Annotated in this window: 17 protein-coding genes and 1 tRNA gene; 9 read left to right on the top strand and 9 right to left on the bottom strand. The window is 37.0% G+C overall.

The genetic code is table 11. The features are described 5' to 3' along the window. Positions 1-50 precede the first annotated feature (50 nt). The 7 genes from bioB to KBJ98_RS11090 all read right to left on the bottom strand — a co-directional run bounded on the left by bioB (position 51) and on the right by KBJ98_RS11090 (position 7,733). Positions 51-1,136, bottom strand: coding sequence for a biotin synthase BioB (bioB, locus tag KBJ98_RS11060; protein ID WP_210790695.1), 1,086 nt, complete (start codon positions 1,134-1,136; stop codon positions 51-53). 223 nt (positions 1,137-1,359) lie between these two features. Continuing rightward, a complete protein-coding gene (locus tag KBJ98_RS11065; protein WP_210790696.1) occupies positions 1,360-1,815 on the bottom strand; it encodes a hypothetical protein in 456 nt (151 codons plus the stop codon). Between the two features lie 95 nt (positions 1,816-1,910). Beyond that, on the bottom strand, positions 1,911-2,840 hold the full coding sequence (locus KBJ98_RS11070) for a bifunctional riboflavin kinase/FAD synthetase (RefSeq protein ID WP_210790698.1): 930 nt from the start codon (positions 2,838-2,840) through the stop codon (positions 1,911-1,913). Positions 2,841-2,941: 101 nt separating this feature from the next. Beyond that, the gene (locus KBJ98_RS11075) at positions 2,942-4,987 is read right to left on the bottom strand and encodes a M43 family zinc metalloprotease (RefSeq protein WP_210790700.1); all 2,046 of its coding nucleotides are present in this window, start codon (positions 4,985-4,987) and stop codon (positions 2,942-2,944) included. Between the two features lie 155 nt (positions 4,988-5,142). Then, the gene (gene pth / locus KBJ98_RS11080; protein WP_210790702.1) at positions 5,143-5,769 is read right to left on the bottom strand and encodes an aminoacyl-tRNA hydrolase; all 627 of its coding nucleotides are present in this window, start codon (positions 5,767-5,769) and stop codon (positions 5,143-5,145) included. Between the two features lie 284 nt (positions 5,770-6,053). After that, a complete protein-coding gene (locus KBJ98_RS11085) occupies positions 6,054-6,665 on the bottom strand; it encodes a 50S ribosomal protein L25/general stress protein Ctc (protein ID WP_166132472.1) in 612 nt (203 codons plus the stop codon). 126 nt (positions 6,666-6,791) lie between these two features. Next, positions 6,792-7,733 (bottom strand): ribose-phosphate pyrophosphokinase, encoded by a 942-nt coding sequence (locus KBJ98_RS11090; RefSeq protein WP_086453166.1) that lies wholly within the window; start codon positions 7,731-7,733, stop codon positions 6,792-6,794. A 285-nt stretch (positions 7,734-8,018) separates the two neighbouring features. On the opposite strand from KBJ98_RS11090, the gene KBJ98_RS11095 reads away from it, so the two are divergent. Further along, positions 8,019-8,098 (top strand) — tRNA-Leu (locus KBJ98_RS11095). A 33-nt stretch (positions 8,099-8,131) separates the two neighbouring features. Here the strand turns inward: KBJ98_RS11095 and KBJ98_RS11100 are convergent. Further along, the gene (locus KBJ98_RS11100) at positions 8,132-9,130 is read right to left on the bottom strand and encodes a GntR family transcriptional regulator (protein ID WP_210790704.1); all 999 of its coding nucleotides are present in this window, start codon (positions 9,128-9,130) and stop codon (positions 8,132-8,134) included. Positions 9,131-9,232: 102 nt separating this feature from the next. Between KBJ98_RS11100 and KBJ98_RS11105 the strand changes: the two genes are divergently transcribed. From KBJ98_RS11105 to KBJ98_RS11135, 7 genes are all read left to right on the top strand, one after another. Next, a complete protein-coding gene (locus KBJ98_RS11105) occupies positions 9,233-10,285 on the top strand; it encodes an aldose epimerase family protein (RefSeq protein ID WP_210790706.1) in 1,053 nt (350 codons plus the stop codon). A 2-nt stretch (positions 10,286-10,287) separates the two neighbouring features. After that, positions 10,288-11,382: a glycoside hydrolase family 53 protein gene (locus KBJ98_RS11110; protein WP_210790708.1), complete on the top strand. Its 1,095-nt coding sequence runs from the start codon at positions 10,288-10,290 to the stop codon at positions 11,380-11,382. A gap of 8 nt (positions 11,383-11,390) precedes the next feature. Next, positions 11,391-12,437 carry a glycoside hydrolase family 53 protein gene (locus tag KBJ98_RS11115; RefSeq protein ID WP_225899118.1) on the top strand — a complete coding sequence of 349 codons (1,047 nt, stop codon included), beginning with the start codon at positions 11,391-11,393 and terminating at the stop codon, positions 12,435-12,437. A 123-nt stretch (positions 12,438-12,560) separates the two neighbouring features. Then, entirely contained in the window at positions 12,561-14,984 is a 2,424-nt protein-coding gene (locus KBJ98_RS11120) for a DUF4982 domain-containing protein (protein ID WP_210790710.1), read from the top strand. A gap of 53 nt (positions 14,985-15,037) precedes the next feature. After that, positions 15,038-16,213, top strand: a complete 1,176-nt coding sequence (galK, locus tag KBJ98_RS11125; RefSeq protein ID WP_210790712.1) for a galactokinase — start codon at positions 15,038-15,040, stop codon at positions 16,211-16,213. 98 nt (positions 16,214-16,311) lie between these two features. Beyond that, on the top strand, positions 16,312-17,379 hold the full coding sequence (locus tag KBJ98_RS11130; RefSeq protein ID WP_210790714.1) for a UDP-glucose--hexose-1-phosphate uridylyltransferase: 1,068 nt from the start codon (positions 16,312-16,314) through the stop codon (positions 17,377-17,379). Positions 17,380-17,382: 3 nt separating this feature from the next. Further along, a complete protein-coding gene (locus KBJ98_RS11135) occupies positions 17,383-19,053 on the top strand; it encodes a sodium/sugar symporter (protein WP_210790716.1) in 1,671 nt (556 codons plus the stop codon). 147 nt (positions 19,054-19,200) lie between these two features. On the opposite strand, the gene KBJ98_RS11140 is transcribed toward KBJ98_RS11135, so the two are convergent. Beyond that, on the bottom strand, positions 19,201-19,545 hold the full coding sequence (locus KBJ98_RS11140) for a toxin-antitoxin system YwqK family antitoxin (protein WP_210790718.1): 345 nt from the start codon (positions 19,543-19,545) through the stop codon (positions 19,201-19,203). 225 nt (positions 19,546-19,770) lie between these two features. Here KBJ98_RS11140 and aspS point away from each other — a divergent pair, with 225 nt between their 5' ends. Then, positions 19,771-21,516, top strand: coding sequence for an aspartate--tRNA ligase (gene aspS, locus KBJ98_RS11145; protein ID WP_210790720.1), 1,746 nt, complete (start codon positions 19,771-19,773; stop codon positions 21,514-21,516). The last annotated feature ends 42 nt before the right edge of the window (positions 21,517-21,558 follow it).

Below are 21,558 nucleotides of genomic sequence, written 5' to 3' on the forward strand. Positions count from 1 at the left end.
ATAGCCACCTTGTGTAATACAAGATGGCTAATTATTCTGGTTTTTAACTATTATTTTTCTTTAGCAGATGCTTCTAGATTACGTTCAATAGTGTGACCTGGTCTTGACCATTTTGGTTTTTCGCCAAGTGGTGCAAATTGTGAATCCTCTGCCTCCACAGTTTGCGGTTGCGATACTTTTGTAAAAGGTTTTTGGGGATTTAATCCAAGCATTTCAAACATTTTCATGTCTTCGTTTACATCTGGATTTGGCGTGGTTAACAATTTATCACCAGCAAAAATCGAATTTGCGCCTGCAAAGAAGCACATAGCCTGTCCTTCACGACTCATGTTCATTCTACCTGCTGATAAACGAACTTGAGTTTCAGGCATAATAATTCTGGTAGTAGCTACCATTCGGATCATTTCCCAAATTTCAACTGGTTTTTCTTCCTCCATCGGTGTTCCTTCTACAGCAACTAGTGCGTTAATTGGCACTGATTCTGGTTGTGGATTTAAAGTAGATAAAGCAACTAGCATTCCTGCTCTATCTTCAATACTTTCACCCATTCCGATAATTCCTCCGCTACAAACAGTTACATTGGTTTTGCGAACGTTTTCGATAGTTTGAATACGGTCTTCAAAACCACGTGTTGAGATTACTTCTTTGTAATATTCTTCACTTGTGTCAAGATTGTGATTGTACGCATACAAACCAGCTTCTGCAAGTCGCTGTGCTTGATTTTCGGTAATCATACCAAGTGTGCAACAAACCTCCATGTCAAGTTTGTTAATCGTACGTACCATTTCAAGGACTTGGTCAAATTCTGGCCCGTCTTTTACGTTACGCCATGCCGCTCCCATACATACACGTGACGATCCTCCAGATTTTGCGCGCAAAGCTTGTGCTTTTACCTGTGAAACTGACATTAAATCGTTGCCCTCAATATCGGTATGGTATCGAGCTGCTTGTGGGCAGTAGCCACAATCTTCAGGGCAACCACCTGTTTTTATTGATAGCAAAGTTGAAACTTGTACTACATTAGGGTCGTGGTGTTCTCTATGTATAGATGCTGCTTCGTAAAGCAAATCCATTAAAGGTTTGTTATATATGGCGATTATTTCGTCTTTAGTCCAATTGTGTTTTGTAATGCTCATTGATACGAATTTTTGATGCCTCAAAAGTAGTTAAATTGTTCTAAAGTACCAATCTTAAACAGCTGAAATGAAATTAGTGCTGTGAAGGCTTTTTTTAATTCATCCCACCGCTCGAAAGACTATTTTTAATTTTGTTGCCAAGAAATATTTTGCTTAGAAATAGACATAAAAAAACCTCGCTAGGCTTGCGCTGTGGCGAGGTAACTAAGTTTTTTGATGTGATTTACGTCTTTGCTATTTTTTTATTCGAACTAAAGCGGGCATCCCAATACAATAACAGCATAAAAGTTACTATAACAGCAGAACTAACTCCTTCGAATAAAAGGGAAATAGAATAGGTCATTACCGATGGCTCACCACCAAATAAAAATGTTTTAGATAATGAACCAATATACTCTTCTCCTCCTTTAGCATAGCTGTAGCCAATAAGCGCTACAATACTTAATAGAACCCCTATTAAGGCGGTTAGTAATGCGGAAACAGCATTAGCAGCTAAGGTAGTTTTGCCTTCGGAATAGTTAGATAGAAGGGTTCGATTAGTGCCATAAAAGATAAACAGCACATTAAATACACGTAAAATGTGACTATCGGCTAAGCCCAATAGTTCCATCGCTAAGAAATAAAGCCCAATACCTACAATGATCAGTACTCCATTTGTTAATTCTTTTGGAAGTTTCATACCGCTAAATTTTTTAGTTTGACAATAGTATCTCTTTGATAAAGAGAGGTTAATACCAAATTTAAATAAAAAAAGCCGAATTACGCTATTAAATCTTAGATTTTATTAATGTGCTCTAATACAGTTTGTTCGTCTTTGCGCAACTGATTTTTTAAATCTTCGATTGAGTCGAATTTTTTCTCTGAGCGAATTCGCTGTACTATTGCTACTTGAATCTCTTGTTGGTACAAATCGCCTTCGAAGTCTATAAAGTTAACTTCAATAGATTGCTGCTGCCCTCCAACAGTAGGATTAGTACCTATATTCATCATACCATACACGAGTTTGTTTTGTATTTGGCTTTGTACAATATAAACCCCGTTTTGCGGAACGAGTTTAAAGTTTTCAGGTATTTGTAAGTTAGCTGTAGGATAACCAATAGTGCGCCCTAATTGTTTGCCTTTTACAACGGTGCCAGTTAAAAAGTAATCATAACCTAAATAACTGTTGGCTAGACTCATGTTTCCATCGAGTAGAGCTGTTCTAATTTTTGTTGAGCTAACAGAGATGTCATTAATTTCTTGTACCGAAATTTGTTCCACTTCAAACCCATATTCATGTCCAAAACCAATTAAATCATTGATGTCAGCCGTTCTATTTCGTCCAAATCGATGGTCGTAGCCGATTATTATTTTATGGATTTTGAATTTTTCAACCAAGACATCTCGAACGAATTCTTCGGCAGTAAGTCTTGAAAAGGCTTCATCAAAGGGATGAATGACAATGTTTTCTATTCCTAGTTCTTCAATCAATGCGACTTTTTCGGTAATGGTATTTAGAAGTTTTAGCGTTGATCCTCCTTGTAAAACCATTCGGGGGTGCGGAAAAAAAGTAAGTACCAAGCTTTCAAATTCTTTGTTTGCGGTATTTTGAGTGAGTTTTTGAAGGATTTTTTTATGGCCTAAGTGTACTCCATCAAAAGTTCCAAGGGTCAAAATCGTTTTTTTGGTAGTCGAAAAGTCGTTTATAGAATGAAAAATCTTCAAAGCAAGGGTTTTATAATGCTGCAAATTTACGCTATACAATTGATATAATTAAAAAAGGACTGAAAACTTCAGCCCTTTGGTGTAAAATAGTATGTAAGTTGTTATTTTTTGATGAAAGGAATAGTTTGTCTACTTGATCCGTCTGTGACAAGTTGTAAAAAGTACATACCTTGTGCTAAGTTGGCAACGTTAATTTGTAATTCTTGTTTAGATTCTATTGTTTTTGTACGGATTGTTTGGCCTAAAAGATTGATTATGCTGTACGAAGTTGGATAATCAATACTATTAGCATCAAGGCTAACGTTTAGGATATCTGCAGTTGGATTGGGGTATAGAAAAATATTTTGTAGTGTATCGATAGTATTTGTTCCAAGGGTTCCTATTCTAAAATTCGTTGATTCTGTATCTGTAAAGGCTCCACCAGTCACTATTGTTTCATTAGTTGGAGTGGCTAAGGTGTAAAATCCTTCGCCCCAATCGCAACAAACTCCGTCAGCGGCATCATCATTTATGGTAAAAGTATAGCAATCATTATTTGCTAAGACAAAAGTTTCTTTAACTGGAGCGGGTAAAGGTTGTGCTCTTGCTACATCAGTATAGGGCCCACCACTGTATAAAATGGTACCTGCTGAATTAGTAAGTTGCCAAGTAGTTTCAGATCCAAATCGGTCATTTTGAAGAGTAAAATTGATTATAGTACTTGAAACGTTTTTGTCTACTTTGAAAGTTTGGTCAGCGCTATTATTGGCACTATTTTGATCTGTTGTGTTATTAACATTAATAATTGTTGCGTTAAAATTATGTGTTCCACCACTTGTTGTTAGTGTGTTTAATGTTAAAGTTGTAGATGTATTTGTGTCTAAATTACCAGTCCAATTTAAGGTTTGTAAATTGGTATTGTCAATACTGTAACGAATTGTAGCAGCAGTTAGTGCTGCATTTCCTTTGTTTTCTAAAATAATAACGGGAGTAAAGCTGTTGCTGCACTTTTGAATATTTAAGTTAGAAATAGCAATTGCGCCATCATTGTTTAGTATCACGCCAGGCGTAAGTGCATCTGAAGTTTTTAGGCTTGCCCTACGAATGGAATTATTTATTACAGTTATCATTCTTGTTTTTTGATCTCCTGTAAATATATTCATGCAAATATCATCGGTGTAATCCATATAGTTTTCTACCATGTCTAATCCCGGAGAGTTGATACAAGAATCTACGTTTGTTGGACAGCCAGAATTGTCTATGGCAGTATTTGGTGTATCCTGACAAAAATCATCTACACTACATCCGTCCTCATCTTCATTGGCATCGCCCCAAATATGACGAAGTCCTAAAAAATGTCCTACTTCATGAGTTGCTGTTCTACCTTGGTCGTATGTGGGTCCATATGTTCCCGTAGGGAAATACGATTTTGACCCGAAAAACTGATATTGTATAACAACGCCATCTGTAGCTGCAGCGCCACCACTGCTGTTTAATCCTGGTAATCCCGCAGAACTTGGGAATTGAGCATAACCCAACAAATCAGTTCGGTCGAAATTTAAAACCCAAATATTTAAGTATTTATCCGGATTCCATTGGGTTTGTGGTTTTACAGTGTTTTCTATTTCATCAAGTGACCAACTATCTTTCCCTAAATTTACTCTGTGAATACCGTTTGATAGCACTCCTGCTGGATCTCTTTTGGCTAAGGCGAATTCAATTTCAATATCAGCTCCAACTGGATTAGTGTTGAATCCGGGTGTGCTTACTTTTCTTCTAAAATCTTCATTTAGTACGCGAATTTGGGAGTTAATTTGTTCAGCAAACAAATTCTCGTTAGTACCTACAGCGTCGCCATTATGAATTACATGTACCACAACAGGAATTGTAATAACTGCATTAGTTTGTGCTGTTTTACTTGAGTTTCGCTTTTTTGCTTGTTCAAGTTGTACTTGGGGTGCTAACCATCGTTCGAATTCTTGTGTTGAAAGCCGTTGTGGGTTTGATGTTTTTAAGTACTCTTCATATTCTGTCGAAGCACAACGAATTACTTTGCCAGCTTGTATGGCCTTTTTTTTGCCAAAGAGTGTTGCGTCTGCATTTGATTGTGCAAAACTCGAGTGATGTGCAATTATGATTAGTAACAAAAGAAAAGTAATTTTTTTCATAGGTGGTTTTTTTGGGACGTAAGTTGTACTTATTTACGAAATTGACATGGTTTTGGCTTGCGTGTCAACTTATTTTGCATTCTTATATTGGTACAAAACAAAATTAAATTTTAAAATTACTAATTTTTTTCATCCCAAAAGGGCTTGTCTGTCTTTTATTTTCCGTTATAGGTGGTCATAGTAATCTCAATGCCAGCTGTTCCAAATGATTTTATGATTTCGCTAGCTACTTCTAAACGTTCCGGTAATGCAGCTTGTTCAGCATCGTTCCAGTCGCCAAGCACATAATCTACTTGTTTTCCTTTTTTAAATTCGTCGCTAATTCCAAATCTAAAACGAGCGTATTGTTGTGTGTTTAGTACGAGATTGGTGTTTTTTAGACCGTTGTGTCCGCCATCGCTTCCTTTTTGACGAATACGAATGGTACCAAAGGAAAGGTTCAAATCGTCTGTAATTACTAAGATATTTTCCAGCGGAATGTTTTCTTGATCCATCCAATATTTGATCGCTTTACCGCTTAAATTCATGTAGGTGTTGGGTTTGAGCAAGAAAAAGGCTCTGCCTTTAAAACTATATTTTGCTAAGGCGCCAAGTTTTACGGTTTCGAATTGAAGGCCTTCTTTTTTGGCCAAAAAGTCAAGTACTTTAAAGCCTATGTTGTGTCTGGTGTTTACATATTCGGCACCGATGTTGCCAAGTCCTACTATTAAAAATTTCTTCATGCTATTGCTATTGGTCTCTGGTTTTGAGGTTGCGAAAAGATTTAAAATCCATTGTATCATGTTGCAAAAGTAAGCTTAATTCAATAAAATGGCTATGCTATTGCCGATATTAAAGCTTTGCTTTAGCAAATGTCTGAGATGCAAAATTAGTGCGTAGTAGCCCCGATTGCAGTGAAAATCCTTTTTGTGCGCTTTTTTTGCGAACAAAAAGATTGTAACGGAAAGCGGGACAAAATAGGTGCGAATGCGCGATTTAGCTGCTCCTTAAAATTGATATTAAAAAATAATAAGCAAAAAAAAGCGCCAGTTTTGCAACTGACGCTTTGATATATGATTGAAAAAAATTATTTTTTCTTTCCTTTTGCAGGAGCTTTTGCTGCTTTTGCTGCTTCTTGAGCTGCTTTCATAGCCGCACGAGAAATCTTCACTTGACAAATTACTGTGTTGTCTGGGTGCATGATTTTGAAGTTTGGTGTAGGTACTTTAGTAACGTACAATTTGTTACCCATATCAAGTGGAGTAATGTCAGCCTCAACAAAATCAGGAAGATCTTTAGGAAGTGCTCTTACTTTTAATTTACGGTTGTTCATTCGTAAATCACCACCTGCCATAACACCTTTAGATTTTCCTACGATTTTCACAGGAACTTCCATAGTGATTTCTTTGTCATCAAAGATTTGAAAGAAGTCAATGTGTAAAATTTTGTCAGATACTGGGTGTACTTGAATGTCTTGTAAAACAGCATTGAATGATTTTCCGTTTCCAAGGTCGATCACAACTGTGTGCGCGTTTGGAGTGTAAACCAAGTTTTTGAATGCCATTACTTCTGCTGAGAAATGAACTGCTTGACTTCCTCCGTATAATACGCAAGGAACCAATCCAGCATTACGTAAGGCTTTTGTAGCTACTTTGCCCACGCTTTCTCTTTCTGATCCTTTAATTGTAATCGATTTCATTTTAAATATTTATATAGTTATTAATTAAACTCTTTTTTTAAGTCCTTAGCTGTTGGTTCTAAGTTCTTAGTTTTTGACTCTAAATCATAGCTACTCTACTAAGTACTAATCACTAGGGACTAAAAATTACATGATAAACTTTCCGCTAATCGAATTGTTGTGATGTACCATGTGCATTACTTCGGCAAAAAGTGGAGCACAGCTCAACACTCTTATTTTGTTTGACTCTTTCTTTAACGGAATAGAATCAGTAACTATTAATTCGCTCAACTTAGAGTTTTCAATTTTCTCGTAAGCATCACCAGATAAAATGGCGTGTGTACAAATAGCACGTACGCTCAAAGCACCTTTTTCAATCATTAAATCGGCGGCTTTTGCCAAAGTGCCTCCGGTATCAATCATATCATCTACAAGAATGACGTTGCGACCTTTAACCTCTCCGATTAGTTCCATCGTGTCAATCACGTTGGCAGCTTTTCGCTGTTTGTAGCAAATTACCACATCCGATTCTAAAAATTTAGAATAGGCATAAGCTCTTTTTGAACCACCCATGTCAGGCGAAGCAATTGTCAAATTGTCAAGACCTAAGCTTTTTACGTATGGTAAAAAGATAGTAGATGCAAAAAGGTGATCTACTGGTTTTTCAAAAAATCCTTGAATTTGATCAGCGTGCAAATCCATGGTCATTACTCTAGTTGCGCCCGCAGCATCTAATAAATTAGCTACTAACTTAGCTCCAATCGGAACTCTAGGCTTGTCTTTTCTATCTTGTCTTGCCCATCCAAAATAAGGAATTACAGCTGTTATGTGTCTGGCTGAAGCTCTTTTTGCAGCATCAATCATTAGTAACAATTCCATTAAATTATCTGCTGTTGGAAAGGTGGAGCAAACAATGAATACGCGCAATCCTCTAATTGACTCTTCATACGAAGGTTGAAATTCACCGTCGCTGTATTTTGACATGGTGATTTTCCCTAAAGGAATTCCGTATTCTTTTGCTATTTTCTCAGCAAGATAAACACTTTGCGAACAAGCAAATATTTTAGCTTCTGGTTCTAGGTGTGACATTTAGTTGTTGTTTTATCCCGAAGTTAAAATATTTACAAAAAATCCAAACTGTATTTTGGCTTCTTTTAATGTATTTACCTCGGTTGTAGTTAGTTGTGTGTTGTGTTTTTACCGAGGTGCAAATTTATGAAATTTATTCAACTCTGAAAGGAAAAAATTAAGTATTTTTTGTTGGACTATTAAATATATTTTTTACATTTGCACCGTGTTAAAGATAAAGGCACTTGGCTACCACCACTTGTCTCTTTATTGCGTGAAACGGCTGTTGTCGTTTCGGTCTGCTAAGCCCGGATGGCGGAATTGGTAGACGCGCTGGTCTCAAACACCTGTGGGAAACCGTGCCGGTTCGACTCCGGCTCCGGGTACAAAATCCGCTTCGAAAGAAGCGGATTTTTTTGTTACAGAGAATTCCGAAGTATCAATGCGCTTTTGTTCTCAATTTGTCCTTTTTTTCCTTTCAAAATCATATCGGCAAGTAAGCTTCCCATTAGTTTAAAGTCAGTTGAAATGGTGGTGATTCCGTTTTCAACTACTTTTTTTAAAGGAGTTTCATTGTAGGAGATAATGCCATAATCAATACCTAGTTGTAATTGTTGTGTTTTGGCTTGTTCGATTACTTCAACTAAATCTCGATCACTCGGAATAATGTATACTTCGCCTTTTTGAATGATGCGGTTTTGCATTTTGGTGATAATTTCGTGGGTTAAACCAAGGTCTGAACAAAATTTTTCAAAACCTGTTTTCATTCCCAAAGGTTCACGAAATCCGGGAAAAATCATAATTAATTTTTGGTAGGAACTCAATTGGCTTTGGCCTTTGAGTAATCCATTGTAAATATCTTTTACAAAATTTTGGTACACCGCCGGGTAGTCTGATAATTCGGTATTGGTTTGGTCTAGGATAAATACATCATTAACTGGTAGGGTTTTTATACAAGCCGCCGCATTTGCTAAACTGGTTGGCATAATGATATACTTAGTGTAATTTCCATTGCTATCATTAATTAGTTTCTGAAAAACAGTTGGGTTAAAATGATGGAAAAAAATATCTACTTGTACATCATCTCCAATACTTTCTAAAAACGAATTGTATAAGTCTTCTTTAAAGATGTTTAACTCATCAAATAGTAAAAAAATCCTTTGTTTGATAGTAGTTTCAATGCTTTTGATGTAGTATCCTTTTCCAGGAATGGCATAAATTATTCCTCTCTTTTTTAATTCTTCGTAAGCTTGTAGAACGGTATCTCGAGATAATGAAAACTCCATACAGACTTTGTTTACAGATGGAAGAGCATCTCCTTTTTTAATTTTTTTGTCGGCAATTACTTGTTCAATTGAGGAGATAATTTGCTTGTATTTTGGAATTCCAATGTTGTTTTGAATCGAAATTAATTTCATTTGGATGCTAATTTTGGCGCAAGATACAAAAACTGGTAGGTACTGGTATGTATAATTTGACAATTCCTTTATTTTTGATTTTTCATATTTCATAATTTTAACATGAAAATAAAACATAAATCACATTTTAATTCTAATTCTGCTGTCAAATCGTTTGGTATTCTCGCCGATGGTTCAGCTGTTTTTGAATGTGAACTAAAAAATGGAAATGGTCTTGTAGCCAAAATTATCACTTACGGTGCTACGCTAACTAGTTTGAAAGTGCCATTAAAGGATGAGGGTATTGTAGATGTGGTTTTAGGTTTCGAAACTTTAGAACAATACCTGCAATCGTTTGATTTGCCAAGTGCGCCTTATTTTGGAGCTACTGTAGGTCGGTTTGCAGGTCGTATCAACAAGGGTTCTTTTCCGCTGGACGGAGCAACAATTAATTTGGATACCAATTCGAACGGAAATACCTTGCATGGCGGATCAAATAGTTTCAGTCAAAAAAATTGGGTGATCAAAAAACGAACAGAAGGTAAAAACCCTTCGGTTACTTTAAGTCACACAAGTCCTGATGGCGATAACGGTTTTCCCGGAGAGCTGCAAATTGATTTAACTTATACTTTAACTGAAACGAATGAATTGGCATTAGAGTATATTGCCCATACAACTGCGAAAACGATTGTAAACTTGACGCATCACAGTTATTTTAATTTAGATGGGCAAGCAGCAACAGTTGTGAATCATGAACTAAAAATTAAGTCGCAACGCATTTTAGACACGATTTCGTCCGGAATTCCAACGGGTAAATTCTTAAATGTAGCCAATTGCCCTTTTGATTTTTCAGAGGGTAGACTTTGCCCAAGCAAGATAGACAATACTTTCGTCTTAAATCAAGTTAAAGAATATGCTGCCAGCTTGTACAACAGTACCAAAACCTTAAAGATGTCGGTTTTCACAAATCAACCAGCTGTTCATGTGTACGTGGGCGGAAATTGTTTTTCGCAATTAAAAGGAAAAGAAGGTGCTGATTATACAGCTTTGAGCGGTGTTTGTTTTGAAACTCAAAATTTTCCAGATGCGCCCAATCATTCCCATTTTCCTTCTTGTGAATTAGATAAGGGCGAACTGTACTATCATAAAATTATTTACAAATTTAAAGCATTATAAAAATGAAACTACAAAAAGCTTTTTTAATCAAAATCATTGCAATTGCTTCGCTTTTCTCTTGTTCTAATAGTAATGAAACAGAGGCTGAGGTAGCGCCTCCTGGGGTTGTTGATGCATTTATACGAGCAGCAGATATTTCGTATTTACCTGAACTAGAAGCGTCAGGAAAAGTGTTGTACAACGCCAACAACCAGCCCGAAAATATGCTAACTACCTTAAAAAATTCAGGATGCAATACTGTTCGAATTCGTTTGTGGAATAATCCAAGCAACGGACGTTCTGGTTTAGCTGAAGTGAAGACACTAGCACAAAAAGCAAAACAAGCGGGTTTCAAAGTTTGGTTGACCGTTCATTATTCGGATACTTGGGCTGATCCTGGCGCGCAAGAAACGCCAGCTGAGTGGAAATCACTCTCATTCACTGCTCTTAAAACAGCTGTAACAACCTACACTACAACGGTAATGAATGAGATTAAGCCTGATATTATTCAAATAGGAAACGAAATAAATAGCGGTTTGCTTTGGCCTCAAGGTAATTTGATTAGCCAAGAAACGCAAAGTTTATCCTTGTTGGCTACGGCAAGTGCAGCAGTTCGGGCTGCGCAACCTTCTACCAAAATCATGATTCATTATGCAGGAGTTTCTTCCTCGGATACGAATTGGTTCTTCAATAAAGTAAAAAGTGTCGATTATGACTACATTGGTTTGTCCTACTATCCAATATGGCACGGAAAAGAAATTAACAACGTAAAAACAACGATTGATGCTTTGGGAAAAACATTTGCTAAAAAAGTACTTATTGCCGAGACAGCCTACCCATTTACACTAACTTGGAATGATTACACGAACAATATTGTGGGGCTTGAATCGCAGTTGGTAACTGGTTATCCTGCAACTCCTGATGGTCAAAAAAGTTTTGTGCTAGCTATTAAAAATCTAGTAAAAGCATCAGAATACGGTCAGGGATTTGCCTATTGGGGTGGCGAGTGGGTGTCTTTTAAAGGGAATCAAGCTACCAATGGATCTACCTTTGAGAACCAAGCTTTTTACGATTTCAACAATAAAGCTTTACCTGTTTTACAAGCTTTTGCACAATAAAAGGTAACATGATAAAAATAATAAAGAACAAACATTTTTTCCTGTTACTGTTGTTGCCATTCCTATTTTTTTCTTGTAGCTCAACAAAACAAACTGCCACTATTGTTCCGGCTTTCGCCAAAGGTGCCGATGTAGGCTGGTTGCCGCAAATGGAAGCTACGGGTTACAAATTTTACGATACGGATGGAAAACCCAAAGACGCTCTGCAACTTTTGAAAGATCGCGGAATGAATTCTGTTCGCTTGCGCGTTTGGGTAAATCCAAATGACGATAAGGCAAGCGGCCATTGTAGCCCAGCCGAAACGGTTGCTATGGCAGTTCGCGCTCAAAAAATGGGAATGCGCATCATGATTAATTTTCATTATAGTGATTCTTGGGCTGATCCGGCCAAACAATTCAAACCTAAAGCCTGGGAAAATCATTCGTTTAAACAACTTTTAGCGGATGTGTACAGTCATACTTTTGAAGTGCTGCGTTTGCTAAAAGCAGCAAATGTTACTCCAGAATGGGTCCAAGTTGGAAACGAAATTCCTGGCGGTATGCTTTGGCCTGAAGGTAAAACTTCAAATTTTGAGCAACTAGCGAAATTGTTAAATGAAGGATATGAAGCTACAAAAGCAATCGACCCAAAAATTAAAGTAATTGTGCATCTTGATGAGGGAAATAATAACGAAAAATTCCGTTGGTTTTTTGACCAAGCTACGCTTTTCAAGGTCAAGTATGATGTGATTGGTTTTTCGTATTATCCGTTTTGGATTAAAAAAGACTACTCAGAAACCATTTCAGATTTAGCTTTTAATTTAAATGATATGGTTTCTCGCTACGGTAAGGAAGTTATGGTGGTTGAAGTAGGCGGCGAGGATGAAAGACCTCAAAACACCTTTGAATTATTAACAGAAACTATCAAAGCTGTAAAAGCCGTTCCGAACCAAAAAGGATTAGGCGTAATGTATTGGGAACCGCAGGGAGCCAAATCATGGAGCGGTTACAGTTTGAGCGCATGGCAATCAGACGGAAAACCCTCAATGGCTTTGGATGCTTTTAAAGAGCAATGAATCAGTATTAAAATGCAAAATAAATTAACCATATCTGATAAAGGTAACACAGAAAAAATCTACAATTAGTAGCAAACTTATCTGATTTTACATAACTTATATGGTTCAAAAAATGTTTCACAAATGAATAAATTGTTCTGTTTTCTGGTTGTAATTTTAGCTTTTACACAAGCTGCATTTTCTCAATTAAGAGAAGTTAAGGTGTTAAATGCCAATTGGAAATTTCAAAAAGGCGATCACGCTGATGCAGAAAAAGTCGTTTTTAACGATGCCAAATGGCAAAAAGTGAGCGTTCCGCACGACTGGGCAATCTACGGTCCTTTTGACAAAAATGTTGATATCCAAAAGGTAGCTATCGTACAAAACGGAGAAACTGTAGCTACTGAAAAAACAGGTAGAACAGGAGCTTTGCCGCACATTGGTAGTGCTTGGTACCGTAATACTGTGACTTTGCCAAAAGATGTACAAGGCAAAAAAATCATTTTGCTTTTTGAAGGAGCCATGAGTGAGCCTGAAATTTACTGGAACGGAAAAAAAGTAGGCGAGTGGAAATACGGTTACAGTTATTTTTATTTCGATATTTCGCAATGGGCACAAGAAGGTAATAATACTTTAGCGGTAAAACTTTCCAATAAAGAATTTGCTTCACGTTGGTATCCGGGTGCAGGATTGTATCGAAATGTAAGCGTGATCATCAAGAATCAAGAAAGTATCGATCAATGGGGACAGTTTGTAACCACACCACTCGTTACCGATGCTGTTGCAAAAGTGAACATCAAAACGAAAGTATCAGGAGAAAACACGCGTTTACTCACTACCATTTTTGATGCCGATGGTAAAAAAATTGGTTCTGACGAAGCTACAGTGCCGTTTGGTCAAGAGTTCGATCAAAATTTAAAAGTAGAAAATCCGAAATTGTGGAGTCCCGAAAGTCCGTATTTATACAAAGCAGTGTCGCAATTGTTCGTTGGTGATCAGTTAAAAGATGAAAATACTACCGTTTTCGGAATCAGGTCTATCAAATATGAAGCAGCCAAAGGCTTTAGCTTAAATGGAAAAGTGACTAAGTTCAAAGGTGTTTGTTTGCACCACGATTTGGGACCGCTTGGAGTTGCTGTAAACAAAGCGGCGCTTCGTAGACAAATGCAAATTTTAAAGGATATGGGTTGCAATGCCATCCGAAGTTCACACAATATGCCGTCATTCGAACAATTAGAGTTGGCCGATGAAATGGGTTTCTTATTCCTGGCAGAAAGTTTTGATGAATGGGCTAAGCCAAAGGTAGATAATGGCTACCATCGTTTTTTTGAAGAATATGCAGAGAAAGATATCGTAAATTTAGTTCGAGCTACCGGAAATCATCCTTCGATTGTGATGTGGAGTTCGGGTAACGAAGTTCCTGACCAGTGGGGCGAAGAAGGCGTGAAAAGAGCGAAATGGTTGCAAGAAATATTTCATAGAGAAGATCCAACTCGTCCCGTAACCGTTGGAATGGATCAGGTAAAAGCTACCATCGAATCGGGTTTTGGAGCCTTACTAGATATTCCTGGACTCAATTACCGAGTTCATTTATACGATGAAGCTCAAAAAAAATTCCCTCAAGGTTTTATTTTGGGTTCAGAAACCGCTTCAACAGTAAGTTCACGAGGAATTTATAAATTTCCCGTTGTTCAAGAAAAAATGAAGCAATATCCCGATTTTCAATCTTCATCATATGATTTAGAAGCCTGCAGTTGGTCAAATGTTCCGGATGAAGATTTTGTGCTGCAAGATGATAAACCTTGGGTAATTGGAGAATTCGTTTGGACTGGTTTTGATTATTTGGGTGAACCGACACCTTATGACGAAAGTTGGCCGTCACGAAGTTCGTATTTCGGAATTAATGATTTAGCGGGTTTACCCAAAGATCGATATTATTTGTATCGCAGTCGCTGGAATACTAAGGATACAACGCTGCACATTTTACCGCATTGGAATTGGGAAGGCCGCGAGGGGAAAACAACACCTGTTTTTGTCTACACCAATTACAACAGTGCTGAGCTTTTTATCAATGGCAAAAGTATGGGCGTGCAGAAAAAAAATAACAGCACACCACAAAATCGCTACCGCCTGATGTGGATGGATGTAAAGTACGAGCCGGGAACAGTAAAAGTAGTTGCCCTAGATGATAGCGGTAAAGCAGTGGCCGAGGAGAAAATTCAAACCGCAGGAAAACCCCATCATATTGTACTTGAGGCGGATCGAAAAACAATCTCGGCTGATGGTGAAGATATTTCGTTCGTTACGGTTTCAGTAGTTGATAAAAATGGAATTCCGTGCCCTACGGCTACAAATCAATTAAAATTTAAAGTTTCAGGTGCGGCATCGTACAGAGCGGCTTGTAATGGTGATGCGACCTCGCTCGAAATGTTTCATAATGATACAATGAAACTTTTTAGCGGAAAATTAGTGGTTTTAGTACAATCAAAAGTAAGTGCTGGAACAGCAAAATTAGAGGTAAGTGGAGCAGGTTTAAAAAGTGGTTTTATCGATTTGATTGTCAAATAATCAACCCAAGCAAAAGGCGTAGCAGGCCAATAATACAATAAAATAAGAAGTTTATGAATGATGTAGTAATACAAAAAACGAGTGCTTTTTTTCAGGAAAAATTTGGTTCAACTCCCGAAAAGGTAGTGCTTTCTCCAGGTCGAATTAATATCATCGGAGAACATATTGATTATAATGATGGTTATGTTTTGCCCGCTGCCATTGATAAGATTATTTGCTTTGCTTTTGCCAAAAACAATTCAAACGAATCTAAAATTATAGCCTTGGATTTGAATGAAGAATTGATAATTGATCTTTCGGTAGAAGTAAGTCATAGCAAAGTAGAATGGACAAATTATCTTCTGGGAGTGATCAAACAATTACAAGATAATGGATTTAATTTTGAAGGTTTTAATTGTGTGTTTAGCAGTAATATTCCAGTTGGTTCCGGCTTGTCATCTTCGGCAGCGCTTGAATGTGGTTTTTTATACGGAATTAATACGCTTTTTAATTTGCAAATAAAACCAATCAATATGGCGCTTATGGGTCAAAAAGCAGAACATTGGGTAGGTATTAATTGTGGCATCATGGACCAGTTTTCGAGTGTAATGGGACTCGAAAATAAAGTGATTAAAATTGATTGTAAAACTTTAGAATACGAATACCACACGGCCGACTTTAATGATTATGCCTTAATTTTATTCGATTCGAACGTGAAACACTCGTTGATGACTTCCGCGTACAATCAAAGAAGAGAACAATGCGAAGAAGGTTTGTCTATCTTAAAAAATAAATTCCCAGAGATTAATAGTTTTAGAGATTGCCGTTTGGAGCATGTACAACAATTGCAAGACGTGATGAGTGCCGATGTTTTTAAAAGATGCTCGTTTGTGGTGAAAGAAATCGAACGAGTAACTTTAGCTTGTACTGCGCTAGATAATGGTGCAATAGAAACTTTAGGGCAGTTGATGTTCGAAACGCACGAAGGATTATCTCAAGAATACGAGGTGAGTTGCAACGAACTGGATTTTTTAGTTGATTTTGTTAAAAACGAAAAGGCAGTTGTAGGTTCGCGTTTAATGGGTGGCGGTTTTGGCGGTTGCACCATAAATTTGATTAAAAAGGGAGAAGAAGATGCAATAAAAACGAAATTAGTTGAAGGTTATAAAGCTACTTTTGGTATCGATTTAAAGATTTATGATGTTAAAATCGGAAATGGCACCTCTTTGTATGAACTTGGGAAACTTTAAATAACGTAACATTAACTATACCCATTTTTAAACACAAAATTAGTTTGTGTTAAATAGACCTTCCGGTTAATGGATGGTAAAAACAATAAATGATTAGAATGAAAAATTTTGATATTAACGAAGATCCACATAGGCGTTTCAATCCCTTGATTAATGAATGGGTTTTGGTTTCGCCCCACCGTTCTAAACGACCTTGGCAAGGCCAAAATGAATCTGTAGCAACAGAAAAACTACCAGAATACGACGAAACTTGTTATTTATGTCCGGGTAACGTTCGTGCCAACGGAGAAGTAAACCCCGAGTATGAAAATGCCTTTGTTTTTGAGAATGATTTTGCTGCTTTAAAACAAGAAGAAATCCATTTTGAGGAAGATCAAAATGAACGTTTTTTTAAGGCTAAACCAGAAAGAGGAATTTCAAGAGTCGTTTGTTTTTCACCCAAACATCATCTGACTTTACCAGAAATGGAGGCGTATGAAATTGAAGATATCATTGCCACTTGGCAGCGTGAGTACACAGATTTAGGCGCTGTACCATACATCAATCATGTGCAAATTTTTGAAAACAAAGGCAGTGTGATGGGTTGCAGTAATCCGCATCCGCACGGGCAAATTTGGGCACAATCGTCTTTACCAACTCAGGTTGAAAAAACACAAGTTAGTCTGAAAAAATATTGGGATCAATACCACCGCACACTTTTACAGGATTATGTGCAAGAGGAGTTGCGTTCCCAAGAAAGAATTGTGATTGAAAACGAACATTTTGTAGCTTTAGTTCCGTTCTGGGCCATTTGGCCATATGAAACGATGATTATTAGTAAGCGAAATGTCAATAAAATAACTAATTTTACCAGAGCCGAAGTTGCTGATTTCGCGCTGATATTGAAACAGTTGACAAATAAGTATGATAACCTTTTCGAAACTTCTTTTCCGTATTCGTCAGGTATTCATCAGTCACCAACTGATGGTGATGCGCATCCTGAGTGGCATTTTCACATGCATTTTTACCCGCCCTTATTACGTTCGGCAACGGTTAAAAAATTCATGGTAGGATATGAAATGATGGGCGAATCGCAACGGGATATAACACCAGAAAAAAGTGCAGCCATATTAAGAGCATTGCCAACCATTCACTATAAAACCAACCAAAAACCAAAAACCATTTAACAAATGCAAACATTAGCTATTCAAGATTACATTGTCTTTTTCTTCTACTTCATCTTAATTGTGAGTTATGGAGTATGGATTTATCGCAAGAAGAAAAAAGAAGAAACTAGTAGTAAGGATTATTTTTTAGCCGAGGGATCACTCACATGGTGGGCTATTGGCGCATCATTAATTGCGAGTAATATTAGTGCGGAGCAGTTTATCGGAATGAGCGGAAGTGGTTTCAAGATGGGATTAGCCATTGCTACTTATGAGTGGATGGCGGCTTTTACCTTAATTATTGTTGCTATTTTCTTTATTCCAGTATATCTAAAAAATAAAATTTTTACCATGCCGCAGTATCTTAATCAAAGGTATAATAGCAATGTGGCCATGATTATGGCAGTGTTTTGGCTGTTGTTATATGTTTTAGTGAATTTGACCTCCATCTTGTATTTAGGCGCATTGGCAATCAGTAGTATTTCTGGATTGAATTTGACTTTATGTATGATTTTCTTGGCGTTTTTCGCGGTTATGATTACGCTTGGCGGTATGAAGGTAATTGGTTATACGGATGTTATTCAAGTTTTCTTTTTGATATTAGGAGGATTGGTTACTACTTATTTAGCCTTGAATTTGGTTGCCGAAGAGTTTGGAGCAACGGGCGTTATTAATGGTTTTAACTTGATGACCACCGAGGCAAACGATCACTTTCATATGATTTTTGAAAAAACGAATCCGAGTTATATGGATTTGCCTGGACTTTCTGTTTTGATTGGTGGTATGTTAATTATCAATCTCAATTATTGGGGTTGTAACCAATACATCACGCAGCGAGCATTAGGAGCTGATATTAAAACTGCCAGAAACGGAATTTTGTTTGCTGCTTTCTTGAAGTTGTTAATGCCTATTATTGTTGTATTACCGGGAATCGCCGCTTTTGTATTGTATCAAAAAGGGTACTTTGGTTCCGAGATGCTACAAGACGGTACTTTAAATCCAGATCGTGCTTATCCCGTTTTGTTGAATTTACTTCCAGTAGGTTTAAAAGGTTTGTCGTTTGCAGCATTAACAGCAGCAATTGTAGCTTCCCTTGCTGGAAAAGCGAACAGTATTGCGACTATTTTTACATTAGACATCTACAAAACAAAACTAAATGTTGATGCTGATGAAAAAAAATTAGTCAACGTTGGTAAAAAGGCAATTGTAGTTGCGATGCTGATTGCTGTAGTTGTGGCTCCATTTTTAGGAATTGATAAAAAGGGAGGATTTCAATACATTCAAGAGTATACAGGTTTTGTAAGTCCTGGAGTTTTTGCCATGTTTATTCTTGGTTTCTTCTGGAAGAAAACAACTTCAAATGCGGCTTTGTTTGCAACCATTGGCGGTTTCTTGCTTTCGCTTGCTTTCAAATTTATGCCAGCTGTCGTTGATTTATCATTTTTGTATTCAACAGGGTTTGCAGTGCCAAATACAGATGGATTGTATGAAATTCCGTTTATTGATCGTATGGGGTTTGTGTTCTTGATTTGTGTAATCGGGATGGTGAGTATCAGTTTGTACGAGACGTCAAGAGGTGTTAAAACCAATGGTCTTGAAATTGATCGTGGAATGTTTAAAATGAGCCCTGCCTTTACAGTAGGAATGTTGATTGTTTTGTCATTAATTGCTGCATTTTATACTATTTTTTGGTAGAAGAGAAATTCTTTACCTTGGATTCAAAAGTAATGTGAAGCATTACAAATGGTAAAACCAAATTAAATTATTAATGGTAATGCTGGTGCAAAAAAAAAGCTTTCGAATATCTCGAAAGCTTTTTTTTAACCTTTATATTTTTTGATGTTAATTGTTAACTATCGCATCTTGTTTCCAAGTTTTTACAGTAGCAACTCTATTGTTTGAGTAGTCAACTTCATTTAGATTGATTCCATTCCAGAATAACCATTTTCCAGTTTTCTCACCATTACTGTAGGTAGCAACACTTAGTTTGTTACCATTTTCAGCATACGATGTCCAGATTCCTTCTAGTTTTCCGTTCTTGAAAAATCCTTCTTGTTGTACATTTCCATTTTCATAATAGTAAGTTGTTTTTACTAATTCTCCAATAGCTTCTAGTTTTGGGTTGTTTTCTTGAGCAGATACGATTCCAGTGAATAGTAATACGGCAATGATGATATATTTTTTCATGATGTAGGTTTTTAAAAGTTTCATTTATAGTCACAAATATAAAAACTATTTTACAATAAAAAAACTTTAAGTTAACAATTTGGTAACATTGGAGTAAAACTTAACATTGGCTTTCAAGTTTGCCATCGCTTTGATGGTAAAATTTAAGCTTTGGCAATCCATTATTGAATATTAGTCCTAAATTTGCACCCGCGTTGTTGCGCTTAAATAATAAATTTGTAGAACATGTATAGAAGTCATAATTGTGGTGAGTTGAATGCCACGCATATCAATAATGAAGTTACATTGGCAGGTTGGGTTCAAAAATCTCGTGATAAAGGATTTGTGAATTGGGTTGACTTGCGTGATCGTTACGGAATTACACAATTAATTTTTGACGAAAGTCGTACTGAAAAAACCGTTTTTGAGTTGGCGAAAACCTTAGGCCGTGAATTTGTTATTCAGGTTAAAGGTACCGTGATTGAGCGTGAGGCCAAAAATAAAAACATGAGTACGGGTGATATTGAGATCTTGGTTTCAGAATTACAAATTCTAAATGCAGCCTTAACACCACCTTTTACAATAGAGGATGAAACTGATGGTGGCGAAGATATTCGTATGAAATATCGTTACCTTGATATTCGTCGTAATCCGGTTAAAAACAGTTTGCTTTTTCGTCACAAAGTGGCGATGGAAGTTCGTAAATATTTATCTGATTTGGATTTCTGTGAAGTAGAAACGCCTTATCTTATTAAATCGACTCCAGAAGGAGCTAGAGATTTCGTTGTGCCTTCTCGTATGAATGAAGGGCAGTTTTATGCTTTGCCACAATCGCCACAAACCTTCAAACAGTTATTGATGGTGGGTGGAATGGATAAATATTTTCAAATTGTAAAATGTTTCCGTGACGAAGATTTACGTGCCGACAGACAACCGGAATTTACACAAATTGATTGTGAGATGGCTTTTGTTGAGCAAGAAGATATATTGAATGTTTTTGAAGGATTGACAAGACATTTACTAAAAGAAATTAAAGGCATTGAAGTTGATAAATTCCCAAGAATTACTTATGATTACGCCATGAAAACCTATGGAAATGACAAGCCAGACATTCGTTTTGGAATGGAGTTTGGAGAGTTAAATGCCGTTGCTCAACATAAAGAATTTCCTGTATTTAATGCAGCAGAATTAGTTGTAGGTATAGCAGTGCCAGGAGCTGGAAATTACACCCGTAAAGAAATTGATGGGTTAATTGACTGGGTAAAACGTCCTCAAGTGGGTGCGTCAGGAATGGTGTATGTAAAATGCAATGATGATGGGACCTACAAATCATCAGTAGATAAATTTTACGATCAAGATGATTTGCAACAATGGGCAAAAATTACTGGCGCGAAAGCAGGTGATATGATTTTTGTGCTTTCTGGACCAGCAGATAAAACACGTACGCAATTAAGTGCTTTGCGTATGGAGTTGGCTACTCGTTTGGGATTGAGAAATCCAGCGGAATTTGCACCGCTATGGGTAGTAGATTTTCCGTTATTAGAATTTGATGAAGAAAGTGGTCGTTACCACGCCATGCATCATCCATTTACTTCGCCAAAACCAGAAGATATGCACTTATTAGAAACCAATCCAGGTCAAGTTCGTGCTAATGCTTATGATATGGTTTTAAATGGTAACGAAATTGGTGGAGGTTCTATTCGTATTCATGACAAAGAAACACAGCAATTAATGTTTAAATATTTAGGCTTTACTCCAGAAGAAGCTAAAGCACAGTTTGGTTTCTTGATGGATGCTTTCCAGTTTGGTGCGCCACCCCACGGAGGTTTAGCATTTGGACTAGATAGACTTGTTGCGATTTTGGGTGGACAAGAAACAATTCGTGATTTTATTGCTTTCCCAAAGAACAATTCGGGTCGCGATGTGATGATTGATGCGCCATCTGCAATAGATGTTTCGCAGCTAAATGAGTTGCATATTCAATTAAAATAAGTGACCTAGGAAACGTAAGTGTGCTAGAAAACGTTGAATATC

Origin of the sequence: Flavobacterium erciyesense, from assembly GCF_018069925.1 — a bacterium.
GTDB classification, from domain to species: Bacteria; Bacteroidota; Bacteroidia; order Flavobacteriales; family Flavobacteriaceae; genus Flavobacterium; species Flavobacterium erciyesense.

Excerpts from the sequence above, each read along its gene's own strand:
- KBJ98_RS11140 (WP_210790718.1), bottom strand. The coding sequence starts at position 19,545 with ATGAAAAAATATATCATCATTGCCGTATTACTATTCACTGGAATCGTA.
- KBJ98_RS11105 (WP_210790706.1), top strand. The coding sequence starts at position 9,233 with ATGAAAATAAAACATAAATCACATTTTAATTCTAATTCTGCTGTCAAA.
- KBJ98_RS11075 (WP_210790700.1), bottom strand. The coding sequence starts at position 4,987 with ATGAAAAAAATTACTTTTCTTTTGTTACTAATCATAATTGCACATCAC.
- KBJ98_RS11130 (WP_210790714.1), top strand. The coding sequence starts at position 16,312 with ATGAAAAATTTTGATATTAACGAAGATCCACATAGGCGTTTCAATCCC.
- KBJ98_RS11120 (WP_210790710.1), top strand. The coding sequence starts at position 12,561 with ATGAATAAATTGTTCTGTTTTCTGGTTGTAATTTTAGCTTTTACACAA.
- bioB (WP_210790695.1), bottom strand. The coding sequence starts at position 1,136 with ATGAGCATTACAAAACACAATTGGACTAAAGACGAAATAATCGCCATA.
- KBJ98_RS11065 (WP_210790696.1), bottom strand. The coding sequence starts at position 1,815 with ATGAAACTTCCAAAAGAATTAACAAATGGAGTACTGATCATTGTAGGT.
- galK (WP_210790712.1), top strand. The coding sequence starts at position 15,038 with ATGAATGATGTAGTAATACAAAAAACGAGTGCTTTTTTTCAGGAAAAA.
- KBJ98_RS11090 (WP_086453166.1), bottom strand. The coding sequence starts at position 7,733 with ATGTCACACCTAGAACCAGAAGCTAAAATATTTGCTTGTTCGCAAAGT.
- pth (WP_210790702.1), bottom strand. The coding sequence starts at position 5,769 with ATGATACAATGGATTTTAAATCTTTTCGCAACCTCAAAACCAGAGACC.
- KBJ98_RS11110 (WP_210790708.1), top strand. The coding sequence starts at position 10,288 with ATGAAACTACAAAAAGCTTTTTTAATCAAAATCATTGCAATTGCTTCG.
- KBJ98_RS11135 (WP_210790716.1), top strand. The coding sequence starts at position 17,383 with ATGCAAACATTAGCTATTCAAGATTACATTGTCTTTTTCTTCTACTTC.
- aspS (WP_210790720.1), top strand. The coding sequence starts at position 19,771 with ATGTATAGAAGTCATAATTGTGGTGAGTTGAATGCCACGCATATCAAT.
- KBJ98_RS11085 (WP_166132472.1), bottom strand. The coding sequence starts at position 6,665 with ATGAAATCGATTACAATTAAAGGATCAGAAAGAGAAAGCGTGGGCAAA.
- KBJ98_RS11100 (WP_210790704.1), bottom strand. The coding sequence starts at position 9,130 with ATGAAATTAATTTCGATTCAAAACAACATTGGAATTCCAAAATACAAG.
- KBJ98_RS11115 (WP_225899118.1), top strand. The coding sequence starts at position 11,391 with ATGATAAAAATAATAAAGAACAAACATTTTTTCCTGTTACTGTTGTTG.